This window comes from Leclercia sp. S52 (assembly GCF_039727615.1).
Classification (GTDB): domain Bacteria; phylum Pseudomonadota; class Gammaproteobacteria; order Enterobacterales; family Enterobacteriaceae; genus Enterobacter; species Enterobacter adecarboxylatus_B.
The window spans coordinates 4,159,785-4,181,953 of sequence record NZ_CP152474.1; the positions used below are offsets into that span (position 1 = coordinate 4,159,785).

A 22,169-nucleotide genomic window follows, 5' to 3' on the forward strand; every position below is an offset into this window, starting at 1 on the left:
AGTCTGCTAGAATCGGTAGATATTTTTTTAATTAGATCAGCGCTAACTAAGCTTCACAACAAGGAAAGCAAATGAAGAAATTGCTCCCCATCCTCATCGGCCTGAGCCTGACGGGTTTCAGCGCGTTGAGTCAGGCAGAGGACCTGATACAGGTTTATAAGCAGGCACGTCTGAGCAACCCGGAACTGCGTAAATCCGCTGCCGATCGTGATGCTGCATTTGAAAAAATTAATGAAGCACGCAGCCCATTATTACCACAGCTGGGTTTGGGTGCCGACTATACCTATAACAACGGTTACCGTGATGCGAACGGCGTCGACTCCAACGTCACCAGCGGTTCACTTCAGTTAACCCAGACGCTGTTTGATATGTCTAAATGGCGTAACCTGAGCCTGCAGGAGAAATCTGCCGGTATTCAGGATGTCACCTATCAGACCGACCAGCAGACGCTGATCCTCAATACCGCAACCGCCTACTTCAGAGTGCTGAGCGCGATCGATTCGCTCTCCTACATTGAAGCACAGAAACAGGCTATCTATCGCCAGCTCGATCAGACTACCCAACGCTTCAACGTAGGCCTGGTCGCGATCACCGACGTGCAGAACGCCCGTTCACAATACGATAACGTGCTGGCGAACGAAGTGACCGCGCGTAACGACCTGGATAACTCCGTTGAGCAGCTGCGTCAGGTCACCGGTAATTACTACCCGCAACTGGCCTCGCTGAACGTTGATCACTTCAAAGCCGATAAGCCGCAGGCGGTGAATGCCCTGCTGAAAGAAGCTGAAAACCGTAACCTCAGCCTGTTGCAGGCCCGCCTGAGCCAGGATCTGGCCCGCGAGCAAATTCGTCTGGCGCAGGACGGCCATCTGCCAACCCTGAGCCTGAGCGCTTCCAGCGGTATTTCTAATACCAGCTACAGCGGTTCCCGGACCAGCGGTGCCCAGTACAACGACAGCGACGTTGGCCAGAATAAAATCGGCCTGAACTTCTCCCTGCCAATTTATCAGGGCGGCCAGGTCAATTCACAGGTCAAACAGGCGCAGTACAACTTTGTCGGTGCCAGCGAGCAGCTTGAAAGCGCGCACCGCAGCGTTGTGCAGACCGTGCGTTCTTCCTTCAACAACGTGAACGCCTCTGTCAGCAGCATTAACGCCTACAAACAGGCCGTGGTTTCTGCCCAGAGTTCACTGGATGCGTCAGAAGCCGGTTACGCGGTCGGGACCCGTACCATCGTTGACGTGCTGGACGCGACTACCACGCTGTATAACGCCAAACAACAGCTCTCCAACGCCCGTTATAACTACCTGATTAACCAGCTGAACATCAAGCAAGCGCTGGGTACGTTGAACGAGCAGGATCTGGTTGCGCTGAACGGTTCATTAGGTAAGCCAATCTCCACCACGCCTGAATCCGTAGCGCCGGAAAACCCACAGCAGGACGCTTCTGCTGACGGTTTGACCCCTGCTACCGCACGCACCACCAGCAACTGATGCTGCTACCCGGTCTGGGTTCACCAGGCCGGGTAAATCCCCCCAGTCCGACAAAAATACGTAAGCCAACGTAAAGATCCCCCTGTTTGACGCCGATAGCTTCAATTTCCACCACTCATCCTCTATTCTGAGCGTTATTTTCTGTGTTTTACCACTGGGTCCTGGAAGACAATTATGAAACGGACAAAATCCATTAATCACGCCTCGTTCCGCAAAAGCTGGAACGCGCGTCATTTCACTCCTGTCGCCCTGGCGCTGAGCGCCGCGTTTATGCTGGCGGGCTGTGAAAAAACCGACGAAACGGTTTCGCTCTATCAGAATGCCGATGACTGTGCGGCCGCTACCGGCAAAAGCGCGGAGTGTACCACCTCGTACAACAACGCCCTGAAGGAAGCGGAACGTACCGCGCCGAAATACGCCAGCCGTGAAGACTGCGTGGCCGAGTTCGGCGAAGGCCAGTGCCAGCAGGCTCCGGCCCCGGCTCAGGCAGGCACCGCGCCAGCAGAAAACCAGGCGCAGGCACAGTCCAGCGGGAGCTTCTGGATGCCGCTGATGGCGGGTTACATGATGGGCCGTCTGATGAGCGGCGGCGCGGGCTATCAACAGCAGCCGCTGTTCAGCTCGAAAAACCCGGCCAGCCCGGCTTATGGTCAGTACACCGATGCCAGCGGCAAAGGTTATGGTGCCGCCCAGCCAGGCCGCACTATGAACGTCCCTAAAACCGCCATGGCGCCAAAACCGGCCACCACCAGCACCGTTACCCGCGGCGGCTTCGGTGATTCTGTTGCCAAACAGAACACCATGCAGCGTAGCGCGGCCGGCACCTCAACACGCTCTATGGGCGGCTGATAATGGAACGAGTCAGTATTGTTGAGCGCCCGGACTGGCGCGAGAAAGCCACCGAATATGGTTTCAATTTTCACACCATGTATGGCGAGCCGTACTGGTGTGAAGATGCCTATTACAAACTGACCCTCGCCCAGGTTGAAAAGCTGGAGGCGGTCACGGCAGAGCTGCATCAGATGTGCCTGAAGGTGGTGGAAAAGGTCATTGCCAGCGATGAGCTACTGACCAAATTCCGCATTCCGAAGCACACCTGGGGCTTTGTGCGTCAGTCATGGGCGACCCATCAGCCGTCGCTCTATTCGCGCCTCGACCTGGCGTGGGATGGTACCGGCGAGCCGAAGCTGCTTGAGAACAACGCCGATACGCCAACCTCGCTGTATGAAGCGGCTTTCTTCCAGTGGATCTGGCTGGAAGATCAGCAGAACGCGGGTCATCTGCCGGAAGGCAGCGACCAGTTCAACAGCCTGCAGGAAAAGCTGATTGAGCGTTTCGCTGAGCTGCGCGAGCAGCACGGCTTTCACCTGCTGCACTTTGCCTGCTGTCGTGACACGGTCGAAGATCGCGGCACCGTGCAGTATCTGCAGGATTGCGCCGCCGAGGCAGAAGTCGCCACTGAATTCCTCTATATAGAAGATATCGGGCTGGGTGAAAGAGGCCAGTTCACCGATCTGCAGGATCAGGTGATCAGCAACCTGTTCAAGCTCTATCCGTGGGAATACATGCTGCGCGAAGTGTTCTCCACCAAGCTGGAAGATGCGGGCGTGCGCTGGCTGGAGCCAGCATGGAAGAGCATTATCTCCAACAAAGCCCTGCTGCCATTGCTGTGGGAGATGTTCCCGGACCATCCGAATCTGCTGCCGGCGTACTTCGCGGAAGATGACTATCCGCAGATGGATAAGTACGTCAAAAAGCCGATTTTCTCCCGCGAGGGTGCCAACGTGTCGATTATCGAAAACGGTAACACCGTGGAAGCGGTTGAAGGCCCGTATGGCGAAGAAGGGATGATCGTCCAGCAGTTCTGTCAGCTACCGAAGTATGGCGACAGCTATATGCTGATCGGCAGCTGGCTGATCAACGATCAGCCTGCCGGGATTGGTATTCGTGAAGATCGGGCGCTGATCACCCAGGATCTGTCCCGCTTCTATCCGCATATTTTTGTGGAGTGACATGTGGTGCCGGATTGTGCGGCCTGATGCCCTCACCCCGGCCCTCTCCCACAGGGAGAGGGTGCAAACACTAAAAACGGTAACAGGAGTTACCGTTTTGCCTTTATTCCCCCACCTGCACCGACAGCATACTCAAACTGCCCATCTCGATGCCATCCACCGGCGTGGTAATCGGTTCCTGGCCGTCCCACACGCCCAGGACATACAGCAGCGGCAGGAAGTGTTCCGCCGTCGGGTTCGAGAGCGAGCCGCCATCGTGCGCCAGATAATTCACCAGCGGATGCTCCTCTGCCGGCCCCTGCCAGCTGAGGTTCATTTTCACGTAATCATTAAATGACGTGGCCCATGGATAAGGCGTATTTTCCCCGTGCCAGCGGGCGGTACGCAGGTTATGCACCACGTTGCCGCTGGCCACCAGCATAATGCCTTCATCACGCAGAGAGGCGAGCTTACGGCCCATCTCCAGGTGCCAGGCCGCCGGCTTGGTGCTGTCGATGCTGAGCTGCACCATCGGGATATCGGCATTCGGGTACATCTTGATCAGCACGCCCCAGGAGCCATGGTCAAAGCCCCACGCCTCTTTATCCAGGGTGACAGGGATCGGTGCCAGCAGATCCACCAGCTGCTGCGCCAGCGCCGGGGAGCCCGGTGCCGGATAGTGCGTGTCGTACAGCGCCTGCGGGAAACCGCCAAAATCATGAATGGTTTTAGGTGCTTCCATGGCGGTAACGCCGGTGCCACGGGTAAACCAGTGTGCGGAGATCACCACGATAGCCTTCGGACGCGGCAACGTCTCGCCCAGATGTCGCCAGGCGCGGGTGTAGACGTTATCTTCCAGCACATTCATTGGGCTACCGTGACCCAAAAACAGCGCTGGCATACGAGAAGAAGTCATGATGATATCCTTACACAAGGTGTCGATTTGATAGCTTTACCTTACCCGTTATCCGGATAAGATGAACTCAGATAACCATGAAGAAGATCATCAGGAAATTTGAATGTAAGGGATCTGTAAAGGCAGCTGTACCCGCTCGCTTTGCGTGCGTTTAGCCTTTAATATGAATGAGAATCATTATCATAAGGAGAGGTGAATGTCAGTTCCCCTGATTCTGACTATTCTTGCAGGCGCCGCCACCTTCATCGGCGCCATGCTCGGCGTACTGGGCCAGAAGCCCTCTAACCGCGTGCTGGCCTTTTCCCTCGGCTTTGCCGCCGGGATTATGCTGCTCATCTCCCTGATGGAGATGCTGCCTGCCGCCCTCGGCACGGAAGGCATGTCGCCGGTGCTCGGCTACGGGATGTTTGTCATTGGTCTGCTGGGCTACTTTGCGCTGGACAGAATGCTGCCCCACGCGCACCCGCAGGATCTGATGCAAAAAGGCAGCAAGCCGCTGCCCGGTAATCTGCGACGCACCGCGCTGCTGCTGACCCTGGGCATCAGCCTGCACAACTTCCCGGAAGGCGTCGCCACCTACGTGACCGCCAGCAATAATCTGGAGTTGGGTTTCGGTATTGCGCTGGCGGTGGCGTTGCACAATATTCCTGAAGGGCTGGCGGTAGCGGGCCCGGTCTATGCGGCCACGGGATCCAAGCGTAAAGCGGTGTTCTGGGCGGGCATTTCCGGCATGGCGGAGATCCTCGGCGGGGTGCTGGCGTGGTTGATCCTCGGCAGCCTGATTTCGCCGGTGGTGATGGCGGCCATTATGGCGGCGGTGGTAGGGATTATGGTGGCGCTGTCGGTGGATGAGCTGATGCCGCTCGCCAAAGAGATCGACCCGAATAACAATCCCAGCTACGGCGTGCTGTGCGGAATGTCGGTGATGGGGCTCAGTCTGGTGCTACTCCAGACGGCCGGAATAGGCTAAAAAAAACGCCGGGATATCCCGGCGTTTTTTATGCTGCGTTATCAGCTGGCTTTACGCTCGTGCGCCTGGCGATATGCCACCAGATCTTCGATAGTCACTACTGCCATGTTGTGCTTACCGGCAAACTCGATGCACTCCGGCGCGCGCGCCATAGAGCCATCATCATTGGTCAGTTCACAGAGCACACCGGCAGGTTTGAAACCGGCCAGGGTTACCAGGTCGATGGTCGCTTCGGTGTGGCCGCCGCGGGTCAGGACGCCGCCCGGCTGCGCGCGCAGCGGGAATACGTGGCCCGGACGATTCAGGTCAGAAGGTTTTGCGCCATCGGCAATGGCCGCACGTACGGTGGTCACGCGGTCAGCAGCAGACACACCGGTGGTCACACCGCTGGCCGCTTCGATGGTCACGGTAAAACCGGTGCCATAGGCGCTGGTGTTGTTTTCTACCATCATCGGCAGATCCAGCTGCTTACGGCGATCTTCGGTGATACACAGGCAAACAATACCGCTGCCGTGACGGATGGTCAGCGCCATCTGCTCAACGGTCATGGTTTCGGCGGCGAAAATCATATCGCCTTCGTTTTCACGATCTTCATCGTCAAGCACCATCACGCCGCGACCTTCGCGAAGCGCAGCAAGCGCGTGTTCTACACGGTCAGCAGAGGTGCCGAAAGAGGAAAGGAGCGTCTGATTCATGGTAAAAAAAACCTCATTAAAATTATGGTTACCAGAATCAGGGCAGTCTTAGGAGCGCCGTAGTACGGCAAAAAAATAACGTGAGCGGGCCTCGCCCGGCTGGTTCGTTACTCTCTCCCATCCGGACTTTAACCGTCGGCCCCGGAATTACACCGGATCTGCTGACCTTTGAGTTTGCACCCAAAGCGCTCGCGGGCTTTCAACGCGAAGGTTGATTTACCGCCGGTGGGGAATTTCGCCCCGCCCTGAGAATAAGCGGGATAACTATAACGCTAATGATTATGTTCGGCAACGCATAAGCTTCACACAATTCTGGTTTAAGGATCGCGGTTACGCGCTACAATGGTCGTTAACACCTTTTCTTCAAGGGAACTACCATGATCGACCCAAAAAAAATTGAACAACTTGCCCGCCAGGTCCATGAATCTATGCCGAAAGGCGTGCGTGAATTCGGTGATGACGTTGAGAAGAAGATCCGCCAGGTGCTGCAGTCGCAGCTGATGCGTCTGGATCTGGTCAGCCGTGAAGAATTTGACGTCCAGACGCAGGTGCTGCTGCGTACCCGCGAAAAAATCGCCCTGCTGGAGCAGCGTCTGACCGAGCTGGAAAATCGCAACATCGTTGACGAAGTGAAACCGGCCCCGGCGATCCCACCGGTGGACAACGTGGAATAATGCTGTAACGCCTACGAGGTAAAAGCAAAACGGCAACCCAGGTTGCCGTTTTTAATGTTTGCGCCCTCTCCCTGTGGGAGAGGGTTGGGGTGAGGGCATCAGCCCGCACCAACTACTGACTGTCTTTCTGGATCTTCTTAATGATTTTGGTGGTTGAACACCCGTCCTCAAAGTTGAGTACCATCACTTCCCCGCCGTTGGCCCACACCTCTTCGCTACCCGCGATCTGTTCAGGCTTGTAGTCACCGCCTTTCACCAGCAGATCCGGCAGGATCCCGGCAATCAGGCGCTGCGGCGTGTCTTCCTCGAACGAGACCACCCAGTCCACCGCTTCCAGCGCGCCGAGTACGATCATGCGCTGCTCCAGCGGATTCACCGGACGGGTCTCGCCTTTCAGGCGTTTGGTGGAGGCATCGCTGTTGACCGCCACAATCAGACGGTCGCCCAGCTTGCGCGCGTTCGCCAGATAAGAGACGTGACCCGCGTGCAGAATGTCGAACACGCCGTTGGTCATCACCACTTTCTCGCCACGCTTACGTGCGGCAGCCACCGCCACTTTTAGCTCGTCTTCGTTCATCACACCAAAACCGGTATCGGCACGACCGCGTACCGCGTTTTCCAGCTCGATAGGCGAAACGGTAGAGGTCCCCAGCTTGCCCACCACCACGCCCGCGGCGGCGTTGGCAAAGTAGCAGGCCTCTTCCAGCGTATTACCCGCAGCCAGTGTAGCCGCCAGCACGCCGATGACCGTATCGCCGGCACCGGTGACGTCATACACTTCCTGCGCCTGGGTCGGCATATGCAGCGGCGCTTTGCCCGGCTGCAGCAGGGTCATCCCCTGCTCGGAACGGGTCACCAGCAGCGCGGAGAAATCGAAATCGGCGATGATCTTCATGCCGCGCTCAACGATCTCCTCTTCGGTTTTGCATTTACCCGCCACCGCTTCGAATTCGGAGAGGTTCGGCGTAAGCAGCGTCGCCCCGCGATAGCGTTCGAAATCGGTGCCTTTCGGATCGATCAGCACCGGTACGCCAGCGTTGCGGGCCAGGGCGATCATCTGCTGAACGCTGGCCAGCGCCCCTTTGGCGTAGTCGGAGAGCACCAGCGCGCCGATGTTACCCAGCGCCTGGTTGATGCGCTCGTGCAGCGGCTCCGGATCGACGCCTTCAAACCCTTCTTCAAAGTCGAGGCGGATGAGCTGCTGGTTACGCGACAGCACGCGCAGCTTGGTGATGGTCGGGTGCGTCGGGACAGAAACGAAATCACATTTGACGTTCACATCCGCCAGCGTCTTGCTCAGCGCACGCGCGGCGTCATCAATGCCGGTCAGCCCCACCAGACGCGAATGCGCGCCGAGAGAAGCAATGTTCATCGCCACGTTTGCCGCGCCGCCAGGACGCTCTTCAATGGTATCCACCTTCACCACCGGGACCGGGGCTTCCGGGGAAATGCGGCTGGTTGGCCCATACCAGTAGCGATCCAGCATCACATCGCCAACCACCATAACTCCAGCACGTTCAAACTCTGGCAGTGTTACTTTCATTCCTGACTCCAGAAAGATTCACAATTTGCGCGCGATAATATCACACTTGTTTTGTTACGCACGGTTCCACCAGCCACTTCTGCCAGCAGGCCCGCACCAGCTCTCGCTCGGTGTTAAAGCAGTCGAGCGGCAGATGGCCCGGCTGCTCCTGCAGGGCCAGGTGGTGCAACTCATCGCGCAGCGTGGTGTAAGCGCGGGTCAATGCCAGCGCCTCGTGCTCGTCCATAATGTCGTTTTGCGCCAGCAGCTCCAGAATGCGTACGTTATCCGACCAGCGGGTGAGCTTCGGCTTGCTGTGCGCGTCACGCAGCACCAGGTACTGGGTGATAAATTCAATGTCGGTAATGCCGCCTTCATCGGCTTTGATATCAAAGCGATCGCGATGTTTATTCCCCAGATGGGCGCGCATCTTCTCGCGCATCTCACGCACTTCGGTTTGCAGCGTCGGGCCCTCGCGCGTGGCGGTAAGCACGTCGCGACGAATGGTATCGAACTGCGCTTTCAGCTGCGGATCGCCATACACCACCCGGGCGCGCACCAGGGCCTGATGTTCCCAGGTCCAGGCCTCGTTCTGCTGATAATCGGCGAAGGAGTCGGTAGAGGTGACCAGCATGCCCGCCGCCCCGGACGGACGCAGTCGGGCATCCACCTCATACAGAATGCCGGACGAGGTGCGGGTGCTGAACAGGTGCATGATGCGCTGGGCGAGGCGCAGGTAGAACTGACGCCCGTCGATCTCGCGCTCGCCGTCGGTCATCACGTCTACCGGGCAGTCGTGGAGGAAAATCAGATCCAGATCGGAGCTGTAGCCCAGCTCCCAGCCGCCCAGTTTGCCATAGCCCACCACCGCAAAGCCGCGTCCTTCGCGATCGGCCAGGTGCTTCGGCTGGCCGTAACGGGCCACCATCTGCACCCACGCCTGGTGGACCACCGCATCGATAATCGCTTCCGCCAGCCAGGTTAAGTGATCGCTTACTTTCATTACCGGCAGCGTGCCGGAGATGTCTGCCGCCGCCACGCGCAGCAGCTGCGCCTGCTTAAACTGGCGCAGCGCCTCCAGCTGTTGCTCTTCGTCCTCTTCCGGCACGCGCAGCAGATACTGGCGCAGCTCATCGCGATAGGCGTCGGTCGCCGTCGGCTGATAAAGGGTGTTGGGATCGAGCAGCTCGTCCAGCAGCAGCGGATAGCGTGCCAGCTTGCTGGCAATCATTGGCGAAGCGGCGCAGAGGGAAATCAGGTGCTTTAGCGCCCCGGGAAACTCGCTGAGCAGCTCCAGATAGGTCGTACGGGTGATTATCCCGCTCAGCAGCGGGGTCAGGCGCGACAGCGGCACCGGGGCATCGGCGCGGGAGCAGACGTCGCTGAGCAGGTGCGGCATCAGATGGTCCAGCACCTGGCGGCCGCGCGGGCCAATGGCGCGCTTGTTCAGCTCAAGACGGAAATCGGCAATCAGCGCCACAACCCGATGGCGATCCTCATCGCTGAGGTGGGTCAGCACCGGGGTGGTGTCGTCCTCCTGCAGCGCATCCTGCCACAGCTCGCGCCAGTGCTCAGACAGCTCATCCTCCTGGGATTCGCTCTCATCGTCGCCGATCAGGTCGTTAAAAATACGTCGCACCGCGGCCATATGGGCATCCAGCGCGTCGGTCAGGGCCTGCCAGTCGTCCACGCGCATTCCCCAGGCGAGGCGGGCACGGTTAAGCTCATCCCCTGGCAGGGTCTGGGTTTGTTCGTCATTGATGCTCTGGAGCAGATTTTCCAGCCGCCGTAAAAAGAGGTAGGCCTCGCGTAGGATACGGTCATCGCCTTCCGGCAGCAGGTGCAGCTGGGCGATGGCGGCCAGAGTTGGCAGCAGGGAGCGGGACTGCAGCGAAGGCTCGCGCCCGCCGCGGATCAGCTGGAAGACCTGGACGATAAACTCGATCTCGCGGATGCCGCCCGCCCCCAGCTTGATGTTGTCTTTCAGGCCGCGACGACGCACTTCCCGGGCAATCATCCCTTTCATGTTACGCAGCGACTGGATGACGCTGAAATCAATGTAGCGACGGAAGACGAACGGGCGCAGCATGGCGCGCAGCTCGTTGGCATAGGCATCGCCGGTATCGCCCATGATCCGCGCCTTCACCATCGCGTAGCGTTCCCAGTCGCGCCCCTGCTCCTGGTAATAATCTTCCAGCGCGGCAAAGCTCAGCACCAGCGGGCCGCTGTCGCCGAACGGACGCAGGCGCATATCCACCCGGTAGACAAAGCCGTCCTGGGTGGGTTGATCCAGGGCCTTAATCAGCCGCTGCCCCAGCCGGGTGAAGAACTGGGCATTATCCAGCTCGCGACGTCCGCCGCGGGTGGCCCCCTTCTCCGGCCAGGCGAAGATCAGGTCGATGTCCGAGGAAAAATTAAGTTCGCCGCCGCCCAGTTTGCCCATGCCTAAAATCAGCAGCGGCTGCGGGGTGCCGTCTTCACTGCACGGCGTACCCCATTCGCGGCAGCAGGCGTCGTACAGCCAGTCGCGGGCGGCGACAATCAGCGTCTCCGCCAGGTGACTTAGCTGCTGCAACGTGCTCTCTTCACTCGCCAGCATCAGCGCCTGCGCCCAGGCGATGCGCACCATCACCCGACGGCGGAACTGGCGCAGCGCACGCATCAGCGCGGCTTCATCGCTGATTTCGGCCAGCGCGTCCTGTAGCCACTGCGCGTAGTGCTGCCACTCGTCCGCCTGGGGCGGCGAAGCCTCAAGCTCGGCCTGCCAGTCAGGATGGGCGGTGACGCTCTCCTGCACAAAGTCGCTGAAGGTCAGCACCTGCCGGGCCTGCTCGCTTAATGACGAGGCGGGTAATGCTTCCGGCAGACGCTCACATACCGTCTGCCACTGCTGCTGTAAGGGTGAAGAAAGCGGCATTATAGGGGTTCCTTGCCTGCGTTAACGTTTTCCGCTGTGCAGCCAGAATGGCTCCTGCGAAATGGCTTCGTTGCGGAAATGCTCAATTTCAATGTGCTGGCGGGTCTTGATGGCATACAGCAGCCCTTGCCAGTTCTCCAGCCATGCGCGGGCGACCGGGCCGTCATAGGCCCCTGCCAGCAGCAGAATGCTGTCGACGTTGCGCGCCAGACGGATCAGCTGATCGCCGTACTGATCGCCCAGCGGATGTCCGAAAATGGTTTTCAGCTCAGCGGCGTGGCGGGACAGATGGATATCGGCAAAACGCTTGAAGTTTTCCGCCATTTTGGTCTCCCCCTTCGCGTCAAGGAAGCTGCGCCAGCCGTGGCTCACCAGGAACTCGGTCAACGCCAGCTTCGCGGTGGCGGTTTGCGGGCTGTAGACCGCCGTCTCGGCAGAGACGTCAGAAGCCATCAGGGCGTCGGCCTGGGTCAGCAGATCGCGTAAGTGAGCACTCGCTTTACGCGGCACAATGCCGCCGAACAGCGTCAGACTGTGACGCACCAGCGCCATCGCCGCCAGCACATGATCTTTTGCGCCTTTTACGCCGCGGATCCACAGCTCTTCGTGGTACTGCCACTGGCTCAGGGCCAGCTCCAGCGAGGCTTCAAAGCCCTGCTCGACCGAGGATTTCGGCGCGAGGCGCAGAATGTCGGTAGGTTTCAGCATGCGCGGGGCATTGCCCTGGGCCAGATGATAGCCGCGGGCGGCCTTGCTCAGGCTCCCCTGACGCAGACCGCTCTGCGACACCAGCTTGCGGGCCAACTTCAGCACATCATCGGCGTGACCTTCCAGCAGCTCAAGCTCCAGCTCGCAGATCGGCTCCTGGAACTCACCGGCTTTCACCTCCCCCAGGTCGAGGGCGATTTCGATCCGGCTTTTCCCTTCGTTCACCAGCCACTTCTCGCGCCAGAAATCGGTGCTGAACAGCGGGCTGACGCTCTCCGCCAGCCCGTCTGGCAGCCCGCCTTCCGGCCACACTTCCGCCGGGAAGCGCGCCAGCTCCAGCTCGGGCTGGCTGATATCGATGTTGTATTCCGGGCGCTGATGCAGGCCGCCGACCACGCGACCGCCGATTTTCATGGTCATCTCATAACGCCCGTCCACGCCGCGGATGCGCAGCCCACGGTCATGACGGCGCAGCCACAGGTCCTGCGTTTCGTAATAGATGTTGAGCAGTTGTACCGGCGCATGGTGCTCGCCGGTCAGCTGATGCAGATGGTTTCGCAGCGCGTCAACGCTGCCGCTTTCAACGATAAACTTTAATTCGATTTCCTGAGCCATGGCCTTGTTCTTTTGATTGCGACTTCGTGGGGTAAATTACGGCGAACTTACTCGCCACTTTTTTGTCAGTAGATAGTATTTTGCGCCAGATTGCCACGCAATGGGCAATTTGACGGGCGTAAAGTTTGCTACAGTGGCCAACAGAGCACAGAGGATTCCGAATGCTGACGAATCCTTTGAGCCTGAAGACTGTTTCCACTAATATCGTTCCACTTTTTATGAAAATAACGACTGCCTGATGCCTAAATTACGCCTGATCGGACTGACATTACTTGCCTTAAGCGCCGCGACCGTGGTCCACGCAGAAGAGAAGCGCTACGTTTCTGACGAACTGAACACCTGGGTACGCAGTGGTCCGGGTGACAATTATCGCCTCGTGGGTACGATTAATGCCGGCGAGGAAGTGGTGCTGTTGCAGAGCAACGCGGAATCCAACTATGGCCAGGTGCGCGACAGCAGCGGCCGTACCGCCTGGATCCCCCTGAAAGAGCTTAGCACCGACCCGAGCCTGCGCACCCGCGTGCCGGATCTGGAAAACCAGGTTAAAACCCTGACTGACAAGCTGACCAATATCGACGCCACCTGGAACCAGCGCACTGCTGAAATGCAGCAGAAAGTGGCCCAGAGCGACGGGGTGATCAACGGTCTCAAAGATGAGAACCAGAAGCTGAAGAACGAGCTGATCGTCGCCCAGAAAAAGGTGAGCGCGGCCAACCTGCAGCTGGATGACAAACAGCGCACCATCATCATGCAGTGGTTTATGTATGGCGGCGGCGTGCTGGGCATGGGTCTGCTGCTGGGTCTGGTACTGCCACATCTGGTGCCGAGCCGTAAACGTAAAGACCGTTGGATGAACTAAGTCGCCATCTCTGCCACACTTACGTATTATTTTACCAATATTTGATACGGGAGAGTGTGGCGTGAAGATTTATCTGGTCGGTGGTGCGGTTCGTGATGCGTTGTTAGGTCTGCCGGTCAAAGATAAAGACTGGGTGGTGGTGGGAGCCACCCCTCAGGCAATGCTCGACGCGGGTTACCAGCAGGTAGGCCGCGATTTCCCTGTGTTTCTGCACCCGCAAAGCCGCGAGGAGTACGCTCTGGCGCGTACCGAGCGTAAATCCGGCGTTGGCTATACCGGGTTTATCTGCCATGCCGACCCTGATGTCACCCTCGAAGACGATTTGCAGCGCCGCGATCTGACCATCAATGCCCTCGCGCAGGATGAAAACGGTCATATCGTCGATGCGTACGGCGGTAAACAGGATCTACAAAACCGCATCCTGCGCCATGTTTCCCCCCGCTTTCTCGGAAGATCCGCTCCGCGTACTGCGCGTGGCGCGCTTTGCTGCCCGCTATGCCCATCTGAGCTTCCGCATCGCCGACGAAACCCTGGCGCTGATGACGGCGATGACCGACGCGGGCGAGCTGGAACACCTCACCCCGGAGCGGGTGTGGAAAGAGACCGAAAATGCGCTCACCACCCGCAATCCGCAGGTTTACTTCCAGGTGCTGCGCGACTGCGGGGCGCTCAAAGTGCTGTTCCCGGAAGTGGATGCCCTGTTCGGCGTACCTGCCCCGGCGAAGTGGCACCCGGAGATTGATACCGGCATCCATACCCTGATGACCTTAAGCATGGCGGCGATGCTCAGCCCGGAGGTGGACGTGCGCTTTGCCACCCTGTGTCACGACCTCGGCAAGGGCTTAACGCCGCCCGAACTCTGGCCGCGCCATCATGGCCACGGCCCGGCGGGCGTCAGGCTGGTAGAAAAAGTCTGTCAGCGCATGCGGGTGCCGAACGAGATCCGCGATCTGGCGAAGCTGGTCGCCGAGTTCCATGACCTGATCCACACCTTCCCGATCCTCAAGCCGGCCACCATCGTCAAGCTGTTCGACAGCATTGACGCCTGGCGCAAGCCGCAGCGCGTGGAGCAAATCGCCTTAACCAGCGAAGCCGACGTACGCGGACGCACCGGGTTTGAAGCCAGCGATTATCCGCAGGGGCGATTGCTGCGTGAAGCCTGGGAGGTGGCGAAAGCCGTGCCGACCCAGGCGGTGATCCAGGCTGGATTCAAAGGGCCAGAGATTCGGGAAGAGTTAACAAAACGGCGGATTCAGGCGGTAGCGGACTGGAAGGAACAGCGTTGCCCTCAGCCGAAAGACTGAGGGCAGTCGGTCATCAGAAGAAGACCACGTAGACCGCGGCCGCCATGATAAAGCGATAGATGGCGAACGGGATAAACGAAATGCGCTTGATCAGCTGCAGGAAGGTTTTGATGGCAATCAGCGCCACGATAAAGGCGGTGATAAAGCCCACGGCAAACATCGGGATGTCGCCTGCGGTCAGGAAGTGGTAGCTCTTGTAGAGATCGAGCGCGGTCGCCCCCATCATCATCGGCACCGCCAGCAGGAACGAGAACTCAGAGGCCGCATAGCGGCTCACGCCCATCAGCATCCCGCCTGAAATCGTCGCCCCGGAGCGGGAGAAGCCCGGCCACAGCGCCAGACACTGGAAGCAGCCAATCATAAACGCCTGGCGGTAGGTCATATCATCCAGACCCGGCGCGCGCGGCTCTTTTGGCTTCAGCAGCTCAGCGGCAATCAGCAGCACGCCACCGACCACCAGCGCGTACATCACGTTAATCGGGTTAAACAGCGATTTGATCGTGTCGTGCAACACCAGACCCAGCACCACCGCCGGGATCATCCCGAGCAGAATGTGCAGCAGGGTCAACCGCCCTTTGCCGGAGCCTTCGTGCGGCGGATGACCAAAGTGAATGCCAATCAGCCCGAACAGGCGGCGCCAGAACATCACCACCACCGCCAGAATGGATCCTAACTGGATCACCACCTCAAAGGTTTTCGCCGTTTCGCCTTCAAACCCCAGCAGATGGCCAACAATAATCATATGGCCCGTACTGGAAACCGGCAAAAACTCTGTCAATCCTTCGACCACACCCAGTATTGCTGCCACCAGCAGGGAGTGCATATCGCTCATCAATAAACCCCTAAAAAGACAGAAAAAACGGTTTACCCGAAAGGTAACCGCAGAAGGAACAGCTGTAAGACTGATTTAACAGGAATTGGTTTAACTATTATACCGTTAAATGTTTCCTTTCAGATTTTGGCTACGCTCAATAATAACGCCCACATTGGCCGCCCGCGCCACCGCGCCCGGCTTGCTGACTTTGATGCGCACCCAAGGGGAATTAAAGCGGCTAAGCAGCAGTTCCGCCACCTCTTCCGCCACGCGCTCCACCAGCGCAAAACGCTGGCCTTCCACGTGGCTGATGACGGTTTCACTGACGTCGGCATAGCTCAGACAGTCGTTCACATCATCGCTTTTCGCGGCGGCGACGTTATCCCAGCCCATTTCGATATCGAACACTAACTTCTGCTCGATGGTCTGTTCCCAGTCATACACCCCGATAGTGGTGATTACCGAAAGTTGCTCTATAAATACTATATCCATCACGACCTGCCTGGTTTTTGGCTAAACCGGATACCACTCCCGGCGAATTATGCGTATTATCCACAGATGCTAAGTACAAAACGATATTTTCAAAACGGAACAGCGTTATGAGTGCAATCGCGCCTGGAATGATCCTCCTCGCCTACCTTTGCGGCTCAATTTCCAGCGCCATTCTGGTCTGCCGTATCGCCGGGTTACCTGACCCACGCGAGAGTGGTTCCGGGAATCCGGGGGCGACCAATGTACTACGAATTGGCGGCAAAGGAGCAGCCGTAGCGGTTCTGATTTTTGACGTCCTGAAAGGCATGCTGCCCGTCTGGGGCGCGTATGCGCTGGGCGTGACGCCATTCTGGCTGGGGCTGATTGCCATTGCCGCCTGTCTGGGCCACATCTGGCCGGTATTCTTCGGTTTCAAAGGCGGTAAAGGCGTGGCCACCGCATTTGGTGCCATTGCCCCTATTGGCTGGGATCTCACCGGCGTGATGGCCGGCACCTGGCTGCTCAGCGTGTTGCTCAGCGGTTACTCTTCACTTGGCGCCATCGTCAGCGCGCTGATTGCCCCGTTTTACGTCTGGTGGTTCAAACCCCAGTTCACCTTCCCGGTGTCGATGCTCTCCTGCCTGATCCTGCTGCGTCATCATGACAACATCCAGCGCCTGTGGCGTCGTCAGGAGACTAAGATCTGGGCGCGGTTAAAACGGAAGAAGAAAGAGACGCGGTAGCGCCCCTTCGCCTTCCCCCCTTAGTTATGCCTTATAACCAAATGTGATTTAGATCGTTTTCTTGCTGTGAGTACTCTTTTTGTTCGTACAGCCAACACAACATAAGAAAATGACAGAGATCGCAGATCCAACCTCACTTGCAACGGCAGGAAAAACTCCCGACGGGGAGATCAAATGGGTCCGCAATGCAGCGGACGTCACCCAACTGGTCAATGAAGGCTCCCAGGGCCGGGCCAATGCGCGCATCGTCATCGGGATTGCGCTGGGCGGTATCTTTCTTGATGCCTACGACCTGGGCGCGCTGGCGTTCGGCATCAAAGACATCACCCGCGAGTTCAACCTCACCCCCGCAGGCACCGGCATGGTGGCTTCGGCAATCACCTTCGGCGCGATTGTCGGGGCGCTGATTGGCGGCTACCTGACGGATAAAATCGGGCGCTACCGGGTCTTTATGGCCGATATGGTGTTCTTCGTGGTTGCGGCCATCGCCTGTGCCTTTGCCCCGAACGAGTACGTGCTGGCCGGGGCGCGCTTTGTGATGGGTCTGGGAGTGGGGATCGATCTCCCCGTGGCGATGGCCTTCTTAAGCGAGTTCGCGAAGCTGAAAGGCCCCGGCAACAAAGCCGCCAGCGTCGCGATGTGGTGTCCCACATGGTATGCCGCGATCAGCATCTCCTATCTGCTGGTGCTCTTCTTCTATGGCGTGCTGCCGGAGACGCACAGCGACTGGCTGTGGCGAATTATCCTCGGCTTTGGGGCGATCCCCGCGCTGGTAATCATCGCTATCCGCAGCCGGTATATGAGCGAATCCCCGGTCTGGGCAGCGAATCAGGGTAACCTGAAAGAGGCGGCCTCGATTCTGCGCAAGGCGTACAACATTAACGCCCACGTGCCGCAGGAGGCGCTCGATCAGCCCGCTCCGGTGGTGAATAAAGCCAGCTGGCGTAACTACCTGAACCTGTTCCGCGGGGTCTATCTGCGTCGCACTATGCTGGCCACGCTGCTGTCGATTGTGTCGTCCTTCGCCTATAACGCCGTGGCCTTTGGCCTGCCGGTGATCATCTCCAGCTTCTTTGTGCAGTCGATGCTGATCACCATTCTTATCTCGCTGGCCCTGAACCTGCTGTTCGCGTTTGTCGGTGGTTTGCTGGCGGTGCGGCTGGTGCCGCGCTTTGGCGCATGGCGGATGTCGCTGGGGGGCTATAGCTGTCAGCTGGTTGCCCTGGTGGTGCTGGCGATTATCGGTCGTCCGGAGGGTGCAGCGGAAGGGATCGCGGCGGTAGCGATGCTGGCCCTGTTCCTGTTTGGTCAGGGCTTTGGTCCGGGGGGCGCACACGATGACCTTTGCCTCGCTCAGCTACCCGACGTCGCTGCGCGGGGTCGGCGTGGGGCTGAACCAGACGCTGATGCGCAGCAGCTCAACGCTGTCGCTGTTTATGTTTCCGCTGCTGGTGGCCTCGATGGATACGGCGGTGTTCTGGGTGATCGCCCTTGCGCCGCTGATTGGGTTGGTTTCGCTGCTGGCGATCCGCTGGGAGCCCTCCGGGTATGATATTGATGCGGAGGATTACCGGTAAGGTATAACCTGTCTGGTAAGGCTTTATGTAGCAGGAGTGGTATGGTTCCGTTCACCTCATGTCCAGCAGAATATGAAATGAACGGAACCTGTGAACGTGATAAGGGGGGCCACCGCGGCCCCCCTTATCAATCCCCGCGGCCCCGCGACGAAATCGGTGCTTCGCACTACGCTCACCTCCCGACCTGACGCCTGCGGTCGGCTCAACTCGACATCCTGTCTCGATTCGCCTCTGGCCGCCATCCCTGGCGTCCAGCCCTTGTCATCCGGTCTCCGGTTCGCCGATTTCAGCGGGGACTCAACACCCGTGCCACATTTAAACCGCAGAGAAGGTTGAGGGAGTGAAAGTCCGGCTGAAAATCGCTGAGGTGTTGACCGCAGGCCGGGGCGAGGCGCATGGATGCGCCGAGAGGGCGTGACCTACATGGATGTAGGATCACGCCCGACCCGATAGCCGGAGGGAATAAGCCGAAGGGACCGCGAAGCGGCGATTTTCTTTGCCGGGAACCGGGATTGTTAAGGGGGCGGCGGCAGCCCCCCTTAACACGTTCACCGCAGAGGAGCGCACATAACGCAGAGAAGTCATAGTGAACGGAACAATTCCACCACTCCAGAAAATAAGTGAGCTCTTAACAACCGCTCCTCATCCATAAGTGACTCATATGACAGCCTTCATTTCTACCAGGGCATACTAAAAAAAATCCCCGATATCGAGCAGATGGATGACGCATGTTAGCAACTCAGAGGGTTGATAAAACAGTAAAAGGCTGGCAGGCCTCGCTTGCTTTGCAGTTTTGTCACACCCCTGAAAAAACTCTCCTTCACTCTGCCCGCCACGTCGGCCCGCTCACCGTTCAACGTCCGTTCTATCCCGAAGAGGAAACCTGCCATCTTTACCTGCTGCACCCGCCGGGCGGGATTGTTGGCGGAGATGAACTGACGATCGACGTCCACCTTGAGGCCCGCAGCCACGCGCTAATCACCATGCCCGGCGCCAGCAAGTTCTACCGCAGCACTGGCGCACTGGCGCGGCTGGATCAGCACTTCACTCTGGACGAAAACGCCATTCTGGAGTGGCTGCCGCAGGACACCATTTTCTTCCCGGGCGCGAATGCTGCCCTGCGCTCGGTGTTTCATCTCCAGCGCAGCAGCACCCTGCTGGCCTGGGAGCTGTTTTGCCTGGGCCGCCAGGTGATCAATGAGCCCTTCAGCCACGGACGTATCGAGAGTCGCCTTGAGGTCTGGCTCGAGGGCGAGCCGCTGCTGATCGAGCGCCAGCATCTGGCCGACGGCGATCTGACCCCCGTGGCGGAACACCCGTGGATCGGCACCCTGCTGTTTTACCCGGCGAGCGAAACGCAGCTGGAGGAGGCCCGCGAGGCCCTGGCACCGCTGGATCATTTCGCCGGGGCGACCCTCACCGACGGCCTGCTGTCGATCCGTTTTCTGGCCCATGACAACCTGATTTGCCAGCAGGCGATGCGCGAGATCTGGCAGCGCCTGCGCCTGCAGCTCACCGCCAAAGCCCCCCTGCCCGCCCCGAATCTGGCACACCTGAGAGACGCACGATGGAACTGACCCCCAGAGAAAAAGACAAGCTGTTGCTGTTTACCGCCGCGCTGGTGGCCGAGCGTCGTCTCGCCCGCGGCGTAAAGCTCAATTACCCGGAATCGGTGGCCCTGATCAGCGCCTTCATTATGGAAGGGGCGCGCGACGGGCAGACGGTGGCGGAGTTAATGGAAGCCGGTCGCCACGTCCTGACCCGCAGCCAGGTGATGGAGGGCGTGCCGGAGATGATCCCGGACATTCAGGTGGAGGCCACCTTCCCGGACGGCTCCAAGCTGGTCACCGTTCACAATCCGATCCTGTAAGGGGGGCAGCATGATCCCAGGCGAATACCAGATACAACCCGGCCAGATCGCGATCAACGCAGGCCGTAACACCCTGAGCGTGATCGTCGAGAACCACGGCGACAGGCCGATCCAGGTCGGATCCCACTACCATTTTTACGAGGTGAATCCGGCCCTGAAGTTCGATCGTGAGCCCACCAGAGGCTACCGGCTGAACATCGCCGCTGGCACCGCCGTGCGCTTCGAGCCGGGCCAAAAGCGCGCCGTGACGCTGGTGCAGGTGGCGGGCGCACAGCGCATCGTTGGCTTTCGCGGCGAGGTGATGGGCGAGGTGGATCATGGCTGAGATCTCACGTCAGGCCTATGCCGATATGTTTGGCCCCACCACCGGGGATAAAGTGCGGCTGGCCGATACCGATCTGTGGATCGAGGTGGAGCAGGATCTGACGATCTACGGCGAAGAGGTCAAATTCGGCGGCGGGAAGGTGATCCGCGACGGCATGGGCCAGGGGCAGATGACGGCGCAGGAGTGCGTGGATCTGGTTCTGACCAACGCGCTGATCGTCGATCACTGGGGGATCGTCAAAGCCGATATCGGCGTGAAGGACGGTAGGATCGTCGCCGTCGGCAAAGCCGGTAACCCGGACATTCAGCCCGGCGTGGCCATCCCGATTGGCGCTGCCACCGAGGTGATCGCCGCCGAAGGCAAGATCGTCACCGCAGGCGGGGTCGATACCCACATCCACTGGATCTGCCCTCAGCAGGCGGAAGAGGCGCTGGTCTCCGGCGTCACCACCATGATCGGCGGCGGCACCGGGCCTGCCGCTGGCACCCATGCCACCACCTGCACGCCGGGGCCCTGGTATATCGCGCGGATGTTGCAGGCCGCCGACACCCTGCCGGTCAACATTGGTCTGCTGGGCAAGGGCAACGCCTCCAATCCCGATGCCCTGCGCGAGCAGGTTGCGGCCGGTGCGATTGGCCTGAAAATTCATGAGGACTGGGGCTCAACCCCTGCGGCGATCGACTGCTCCCTGACGGTAGCCGATGAGATGGATATCCAGGTGGCACTACACAGCGATACCCTTAACGAAGCCGGGTTTGTCGAGGACACCCTGGCGGCCATCGCCGGGCGCACCATCCACACCTTCCATACCGAAGGGGCGGGCGGCGGCCATGCCCCGGATATTATCACCGCCTGCGCGCATCCCAACATTCTGCCCTCCTCCACCAACCCGACCCTGCCCTACACGGTCAACACCATCGACGAGCATCTGGACATGCTGATGGTCTGCCACCATCTCGACCCGGATATCGCCGAAGACGTGGCCTTTGCCGAATCGCGCATTCGCCGGGAGACCATCGCCGCCGAGGACGTGTTGCACGACATCGGAGCCTTCTCGCTCACCTCATCGGATTCACAGGCGATGGGCCGGGTAGGCGAAGTGATTATCCGCACCTGGCAGGTGGCGCACCGCATGAAGGTGCAGCGCGGCCCGCTGGCGGAGGAGACAGGCGATAACGATAACCTGCGGGTGAAGCGCTATATCGCCAAGTACACCATCAACCCGGCGCTGACCCACGGCATCGCCCACGAGGTCGGGTCGATTGAGGCCGGCAAGCTGGCGGACCTGGTGGTCTGGTCCCCGGCCTTCTTTGGCGTGAAGCCCGCCACCATCGTCAAAGGCGGGATGATTGCCTGCGCGCCGATGGGCGACATTAACGCCTCGATCCCCACTCCGCAGCCGGTGCACTACCGGCCGATGTTTGGCGCGCTGGGTGCCGCCCGCCACGCCACCCGCCTGACGTTTCTTCCGCAGGCCGCCGCCGATAACGGCATCGCGCAGCAGCTGAACCTGCAGAGCGCCACCTCGGTAGTCAAAGGCTGCAGGACGGTGAAAAAGGCCGACATGATCCACAACGGCCTGCAGCCGAACATTACCGTCGATGCGCAAACCTACGAGGTGCGCATTGACGGGGAACTGATCACCAGCGCCCCGGCAGAGGTTCTGCCGATGGCGCAACGCTATTTCCTGTTCTGAGGAGGATTC

General features: G+C 59.3%; 17 protein-coding genes, 3 pseudogenes and 1 riboswitch. Of the genes and pseudogenes, 13 read left to right on the forward strand and 7 right to left on the reverse strand.

Annotated features, from left to right (window positions below):
* Positions 1-71 precede the first annotated feature (71 nt).
* The 3 genes from tolC (at position 72) to AAHB66_RS19905 (ending at position 3,505) form a co-directional block, all read left to right on the forward strand.
* Positions 72-1,493, forward strand: a complete 1,422-nt coding sequence (gene tolC / locus AAHB66_RS19895) for an outer membrane channel protein TolC (protein ID WP_347114224.1) — start codon at positions 72-74, stop codon at positions 1,491-1,493.
* Between the two features lie 174 nt (positions 1,494-1,667).
* Positions 1,668-2,342: a DUF1190 family protein gene (locus tag AAHB66_RS19900; protein ID WP_142487120.1), complete on the forward strand. Its 675-nt coding sequence runs from the start codon at positions 1,668-1,670 to the stop codon at positions 2,340-2,342.
* Positions 2,343-2,344: 2 nt separating this feature from the next.
* The gene (locus tag AAHB66_RS19905) at positions 2,345-3,505 is read left to right on the forward strand and encodes a glutathionylspermidine synthase family protein (protein WP_347114225.1); all 1,161 of its coding nucleotides are present in this window, start codon (positions 2,345-2,347) and stop codon (positions 3,503-3,505) included.
* 103 nt (positions 3,506-3,608) lie between these two features.
* Here AAHB66_RS19905 and ygiD read toward each other — a convergent pair whose 3' ends face one another.
* Entirely contained in the window at positions 3,609-4,400 is a 792-nt protein-coding gene (gene ygiD, locus AAHB66_RS19910) for a 4,5-DOPA dioxygenase extradiol (RefSeq protein ID WP_347114227.1), read from the reverse strand.
* A 196-nt stretch (positions 4,401-4,596) separates the two neighbouring features.
* On the opposite strand from ygiD, the gene zupT reads away from it, so the two are divergent.
* Positions 4,597-5,370, forward strand: coding sequence for a zinc transporter ZupT (gene zupT / locus AAHB66_RS19915; RefSeq protein ID WP_347114229.1), 774 nt, complete (start codon positions 4,597-4,599; stop codon positions 5,368-5,370).
* Between the two features lie 41 nt (positions 5,371-5,411).
* Here the strand turns inward: zupT and ribB are convergent, their stop codons facing one another.
* Positions 5,412-6,065 (reverse strand): 3,4-dihydroxy-2-butanone-4-phosphate synthase, encoded by a 654-nt coding sequence (gene ribB / locus AAHB66_RS19920; protein WP_333854097.1) that lies wholly within the window; start codon positions 6,063-6,065, stop codon positions 5,412-5,414.
* A gap of 105 nt (positions 6,066-6,170) precedes the next feature.
* Positions 6,171-6,322, reverse strand: a riboswitch (FMN riboswitch).
* Between the two features lie 120 nt (positions 6,323-6,442).
* Between ribB and AAHB66_RS19925 the strand changes: the two genes are divergently transcribed.
* Positions 6,443-6,739, forward strand: coding sequence for an accessory factor UbiK family protein (locus tag AAHB66_RS19925; RefSeq protein WP_347114230.1), 297 nt, complete (start codon positions 6,443-6,445; stop codon positions 6,737-6,739).
* Between the two features lie 112 nt (positions 6,740-6,851).
* On the opposite strand, the gene hldE is transcribed toward AAHB66_RS19925, so the two are convergent.
* The 3 genes from hldE to AAHB66_RS19940 are packed head-to-tail and all read right to left on the reverse strand — an operon-like array spanning position 6,852 to position 12,501.
* Positions 6,852-8,282 carry a bifunctional D-glycero-beta-D-manno-heptose-7-phosphate kinase/D-glycero-beta-D-manno-heptose 1-phosphate adenylyltransferase HldE gene (gene hldE, locus AAHB66_RS19930; protein ID WP_347114231.1) on the reverse strand — a complete coding sequence of 477 codons (1,431 nt, stop codon included), beginning with the start codon at positions 8,280-8,282 and terminating at the stop codon, positions 6,852-6,854.
* Between the two features lie 40 nt (positions 8,283-8,322).
* Entirely contained in the window at positions 8,323-11,181 is a 2,859-nt protein-coding gene (gene glnE / locus AAHB66_RS19935) for a bifunctional [glutamate--ammonia ligase]-adenylyl-L-tyrosine phosphorylase/[glutamate--ammonia-ligase] adenylyltransferase (RefSeq protein WP_347116527.1), read from the reverse strand.
* 18 nt (positions 11,182-11,199) lie between these two features.
* Positions 11,200-12,501 (reverse strand): inorganic triphosphatase, encoded by a 1,302-nt coding sequence (locus AAHB66_RS19940; protein WP_347114233.1) that lies wholly within the window; start codon positions 12,499-12,501, stop codon positions 11,200-11,202.
* Between the two features lie 238 nt (positions 12,502-12,739).
* Here AAHB66_RS19940 and AAHB66_RS19945 point away from each other — a divergent pair, with 238 nt between their 5' ends.
* Positions 12,740-13,360, forward strand: a complete 621-nt coding sequence (locus AAHB66_RS19945; RefSeq protein WP_106995850.1) for a TIGR04211 family SH3 domain-containing protein — start codon at positions 12,740-12,742, stop codon at positions 13,358-13,360.
* Positions 13,361-13,421: 61 nt separating this feature from the next.
* Positions 13,422-14,664 (forward strand): annotated as a pseudogene (locus AAHB66_RS19950) (multifunctional CCA addition/repair protein).
* A 13-nt stretch (positions 14,665-14,677) separates the two neighbouring features.
* Here the strand turns inward: AAHB66_RS19950 and bacA are convergent.
* Positions 14,678-15,496, reverse strand: a complete 819-nt coding sequence (gene bacA, locus AAHB66_RS19955; protein WP_347114235.1) for an undecaprenyl-diphosphate phosphatase — start codon at positions 15,494-15,496, stop codon at positions 14,678-14,680.
* 105 nt (positions 15,497-15,601) lie between these two features.
* Positions 15,602-15,970: a bifunctional dihydroneopterin aldolase/7,8-dihydroneopterin epimerase gene (folB, locus tag AAHB66_RS19960; protein ID WP_106995853.1), complete on the reverse strand. Its 369-nt coding sequence runs from the start codon at positions 15,968-15,970 to the stop codon at positions 15,602-15,604.
* A 107-nt stretch (positions 15,971-16,077) separates the two neighbouring features.
* Here folB and plsY point away from each other — a divergent pair, with 107 nt between their 5' ends.
* The 6 genes and pseudogenes from plsY (at position 16,078) to ureC (ending at position 22,160) form a co-directional block, all read left to right on the forward strand.
* Positions 16,078-16,692: a glycerol-3-phosphate 1-O-acyltransferase PlsY gene (plsY, locus tag AAHB66_RS19965; RefSeq protein ID WP_103177003.1), complete on the forward strand. Its 615-nt coding sequence runs from the start codon at positions 16,078-16,080 to the stop codon at positions 16,690-16,692.
* A 109-nt stretch (positions 16,693-16,801) separates the two neighbouring features.
* Positions 16,802-18,269, forward strand: a pseudogene (locus AAHB66_RS19970) (MFS transporter).
* 728 nt (positions 18,270-18,997) lie between these two features.
* Positions 18,998-19,826, forward strand: a pseudogene (locus AAHB66_RS19975) (urease accessory protein UreD).
* A gap of 10 nt (positions 19,827-19,836) precedes the next feature.
* Positions 19,837-20,139 carry an urease subunit gamma gene (locus tag AAHB66_RS19980; RefSeq protein WP_103822891.1) on the forward strand — a complete coding sequence of 101 codons (303 nt, stop codon included), beginning with the start codon at positions 19,837-19,839 and terminating at the stop codon, positions 20,137-20,139.
* Between the two features lie 10 nt (positions 20,140-20,149).
* Positions 20,150-20,464, forward strand: coding sequence for an urease subunit beta (locus AAHB66_RS19985; protein WP_347114237.1), 315 nt, complete (start codon positions 20,150-20,152; stop codon positions 20,462-20,464).
* Entirely contained in the window at positions 20,457-22,160 is a 1,704-nt protein-coding gene (gene ureC / locus AAHB66_RS19990) for an urease subunit alpha (protein ID WP_347114238.1), read from the forward strand. Before AAHB66_RS19985 ends, ureC begins: the two co-directional genes overlap by 8 nt.
* Positions 22,161-22,169 lie beyond the last annotated feature (9 nt).

Bases quoted from the DNA above. Each gene is read 5' to 3' on its own strand.
- AAHB66_RS19940 (WP_347114233.1), bottom strand. From the start codon at position 12,501: ATGGCTCAGGAAATCGAATTAAAGTTTATCGTTGAAAGCGGCAGCGTT.
- hldE (WP_347114231.1), bottom strand. From the start codon at position 8,282: ATGAAAGTAACACTGCCAGAGTTTGAACGTGCTGGAGTTATGGTGGTT.
- plsY (WP_103177003.1), top strand. From the start codon at position 16,078: ATGAGTGCAATCGCGCCTGGAATGATCCTCCTCGCCTACCTTTGCGGC.
- AAHB66_RS19905 (WP_347114225.1), top strand. From the start codon at position 2,345: ATGGAACGAGTCAGTATTGTTGAGCGCCCGGACTGGCGCGAGAAAGCC.
- tolC (WP_347114224.1), top strand. From the start codon at position 72: ATGAAGAAATTGCTCCCCATCCTCATCGGCCTGAGCCTGACGGGTTTC.
- AAHB66_RS19980 (WP_103822891.1), top strand. From the start codon at position 19,837: ATGGAACTGACCCCCAGAGAAAAAGACAAGCTGTTGCTGTTTACCGCC.
- ygiD (WP_347114227.1), bottom strand. From the start codon at position 4,400: ATGACTTCTTCTCGTATGCCAGCGCTGTTTTTGGGTCACGGTAGCCCA.
- AAHB66_RS19900 (WP_142487120.1), top strand. From the start codon at position 1,668: ATGAAACGGACAAAATCCATTAATCACGCCTCGTTCCGCAAAAGCTGG.
- ribB (WP_333854097.1), bottom strand. From the start codon at position 6,065: ATGAATCAGACGCTCCTTTCCTCTTTCGGCACCTCTGCTGACCGTGTA.
- ureC (WP_347114238.1), top strand. From the start codon at position 20,457: ATGGCTGAGATCTCACGTCAGGCCTATGCCGATATGTTTGGCCCCACC.
- AAHB66_RS19945 (WP_106995850.1), top strand. From the start codon at position 12,740: ATGCCTAAATTACGCCTGATCGGACTGACATTACTTGCCTTAAGCGCC.
- folB (WP_106995853.1), bottom strand. From the start codon at position 15,970: ATGGATATAGTATTTATAGAGCAACTTTCGGTAATCACCACTATCGGG.
- zupT (WP_347114229.1), top strand. From the start codon at position 4,597: ATGTCAGTTCCCCTGATTCTGACTATTCTTGCAGGCGCCGCCACCTTC.
- bacA (WP_347114235.1), bottom strand. From the start codon at position 15,496: ATGAGCGATATGCACTCCCTGCTGGTGGCAGCAATACTGGGTGTGGTC.
- AAHB66_RS19985 (WP_347114237.1), top strand. From the start codon at position 20,150: ATGATCCCAGGCGAATACCAGATACAACCCGGCCAGATCGCGATCAAC.
- AAHB66_RS19925 (WP_347114230.1), top strand. From the start codon at position 6,443: ATGATCGACCCAAAAAAAATTGAACAACTTGCCCGCCAGGTCCATGAA.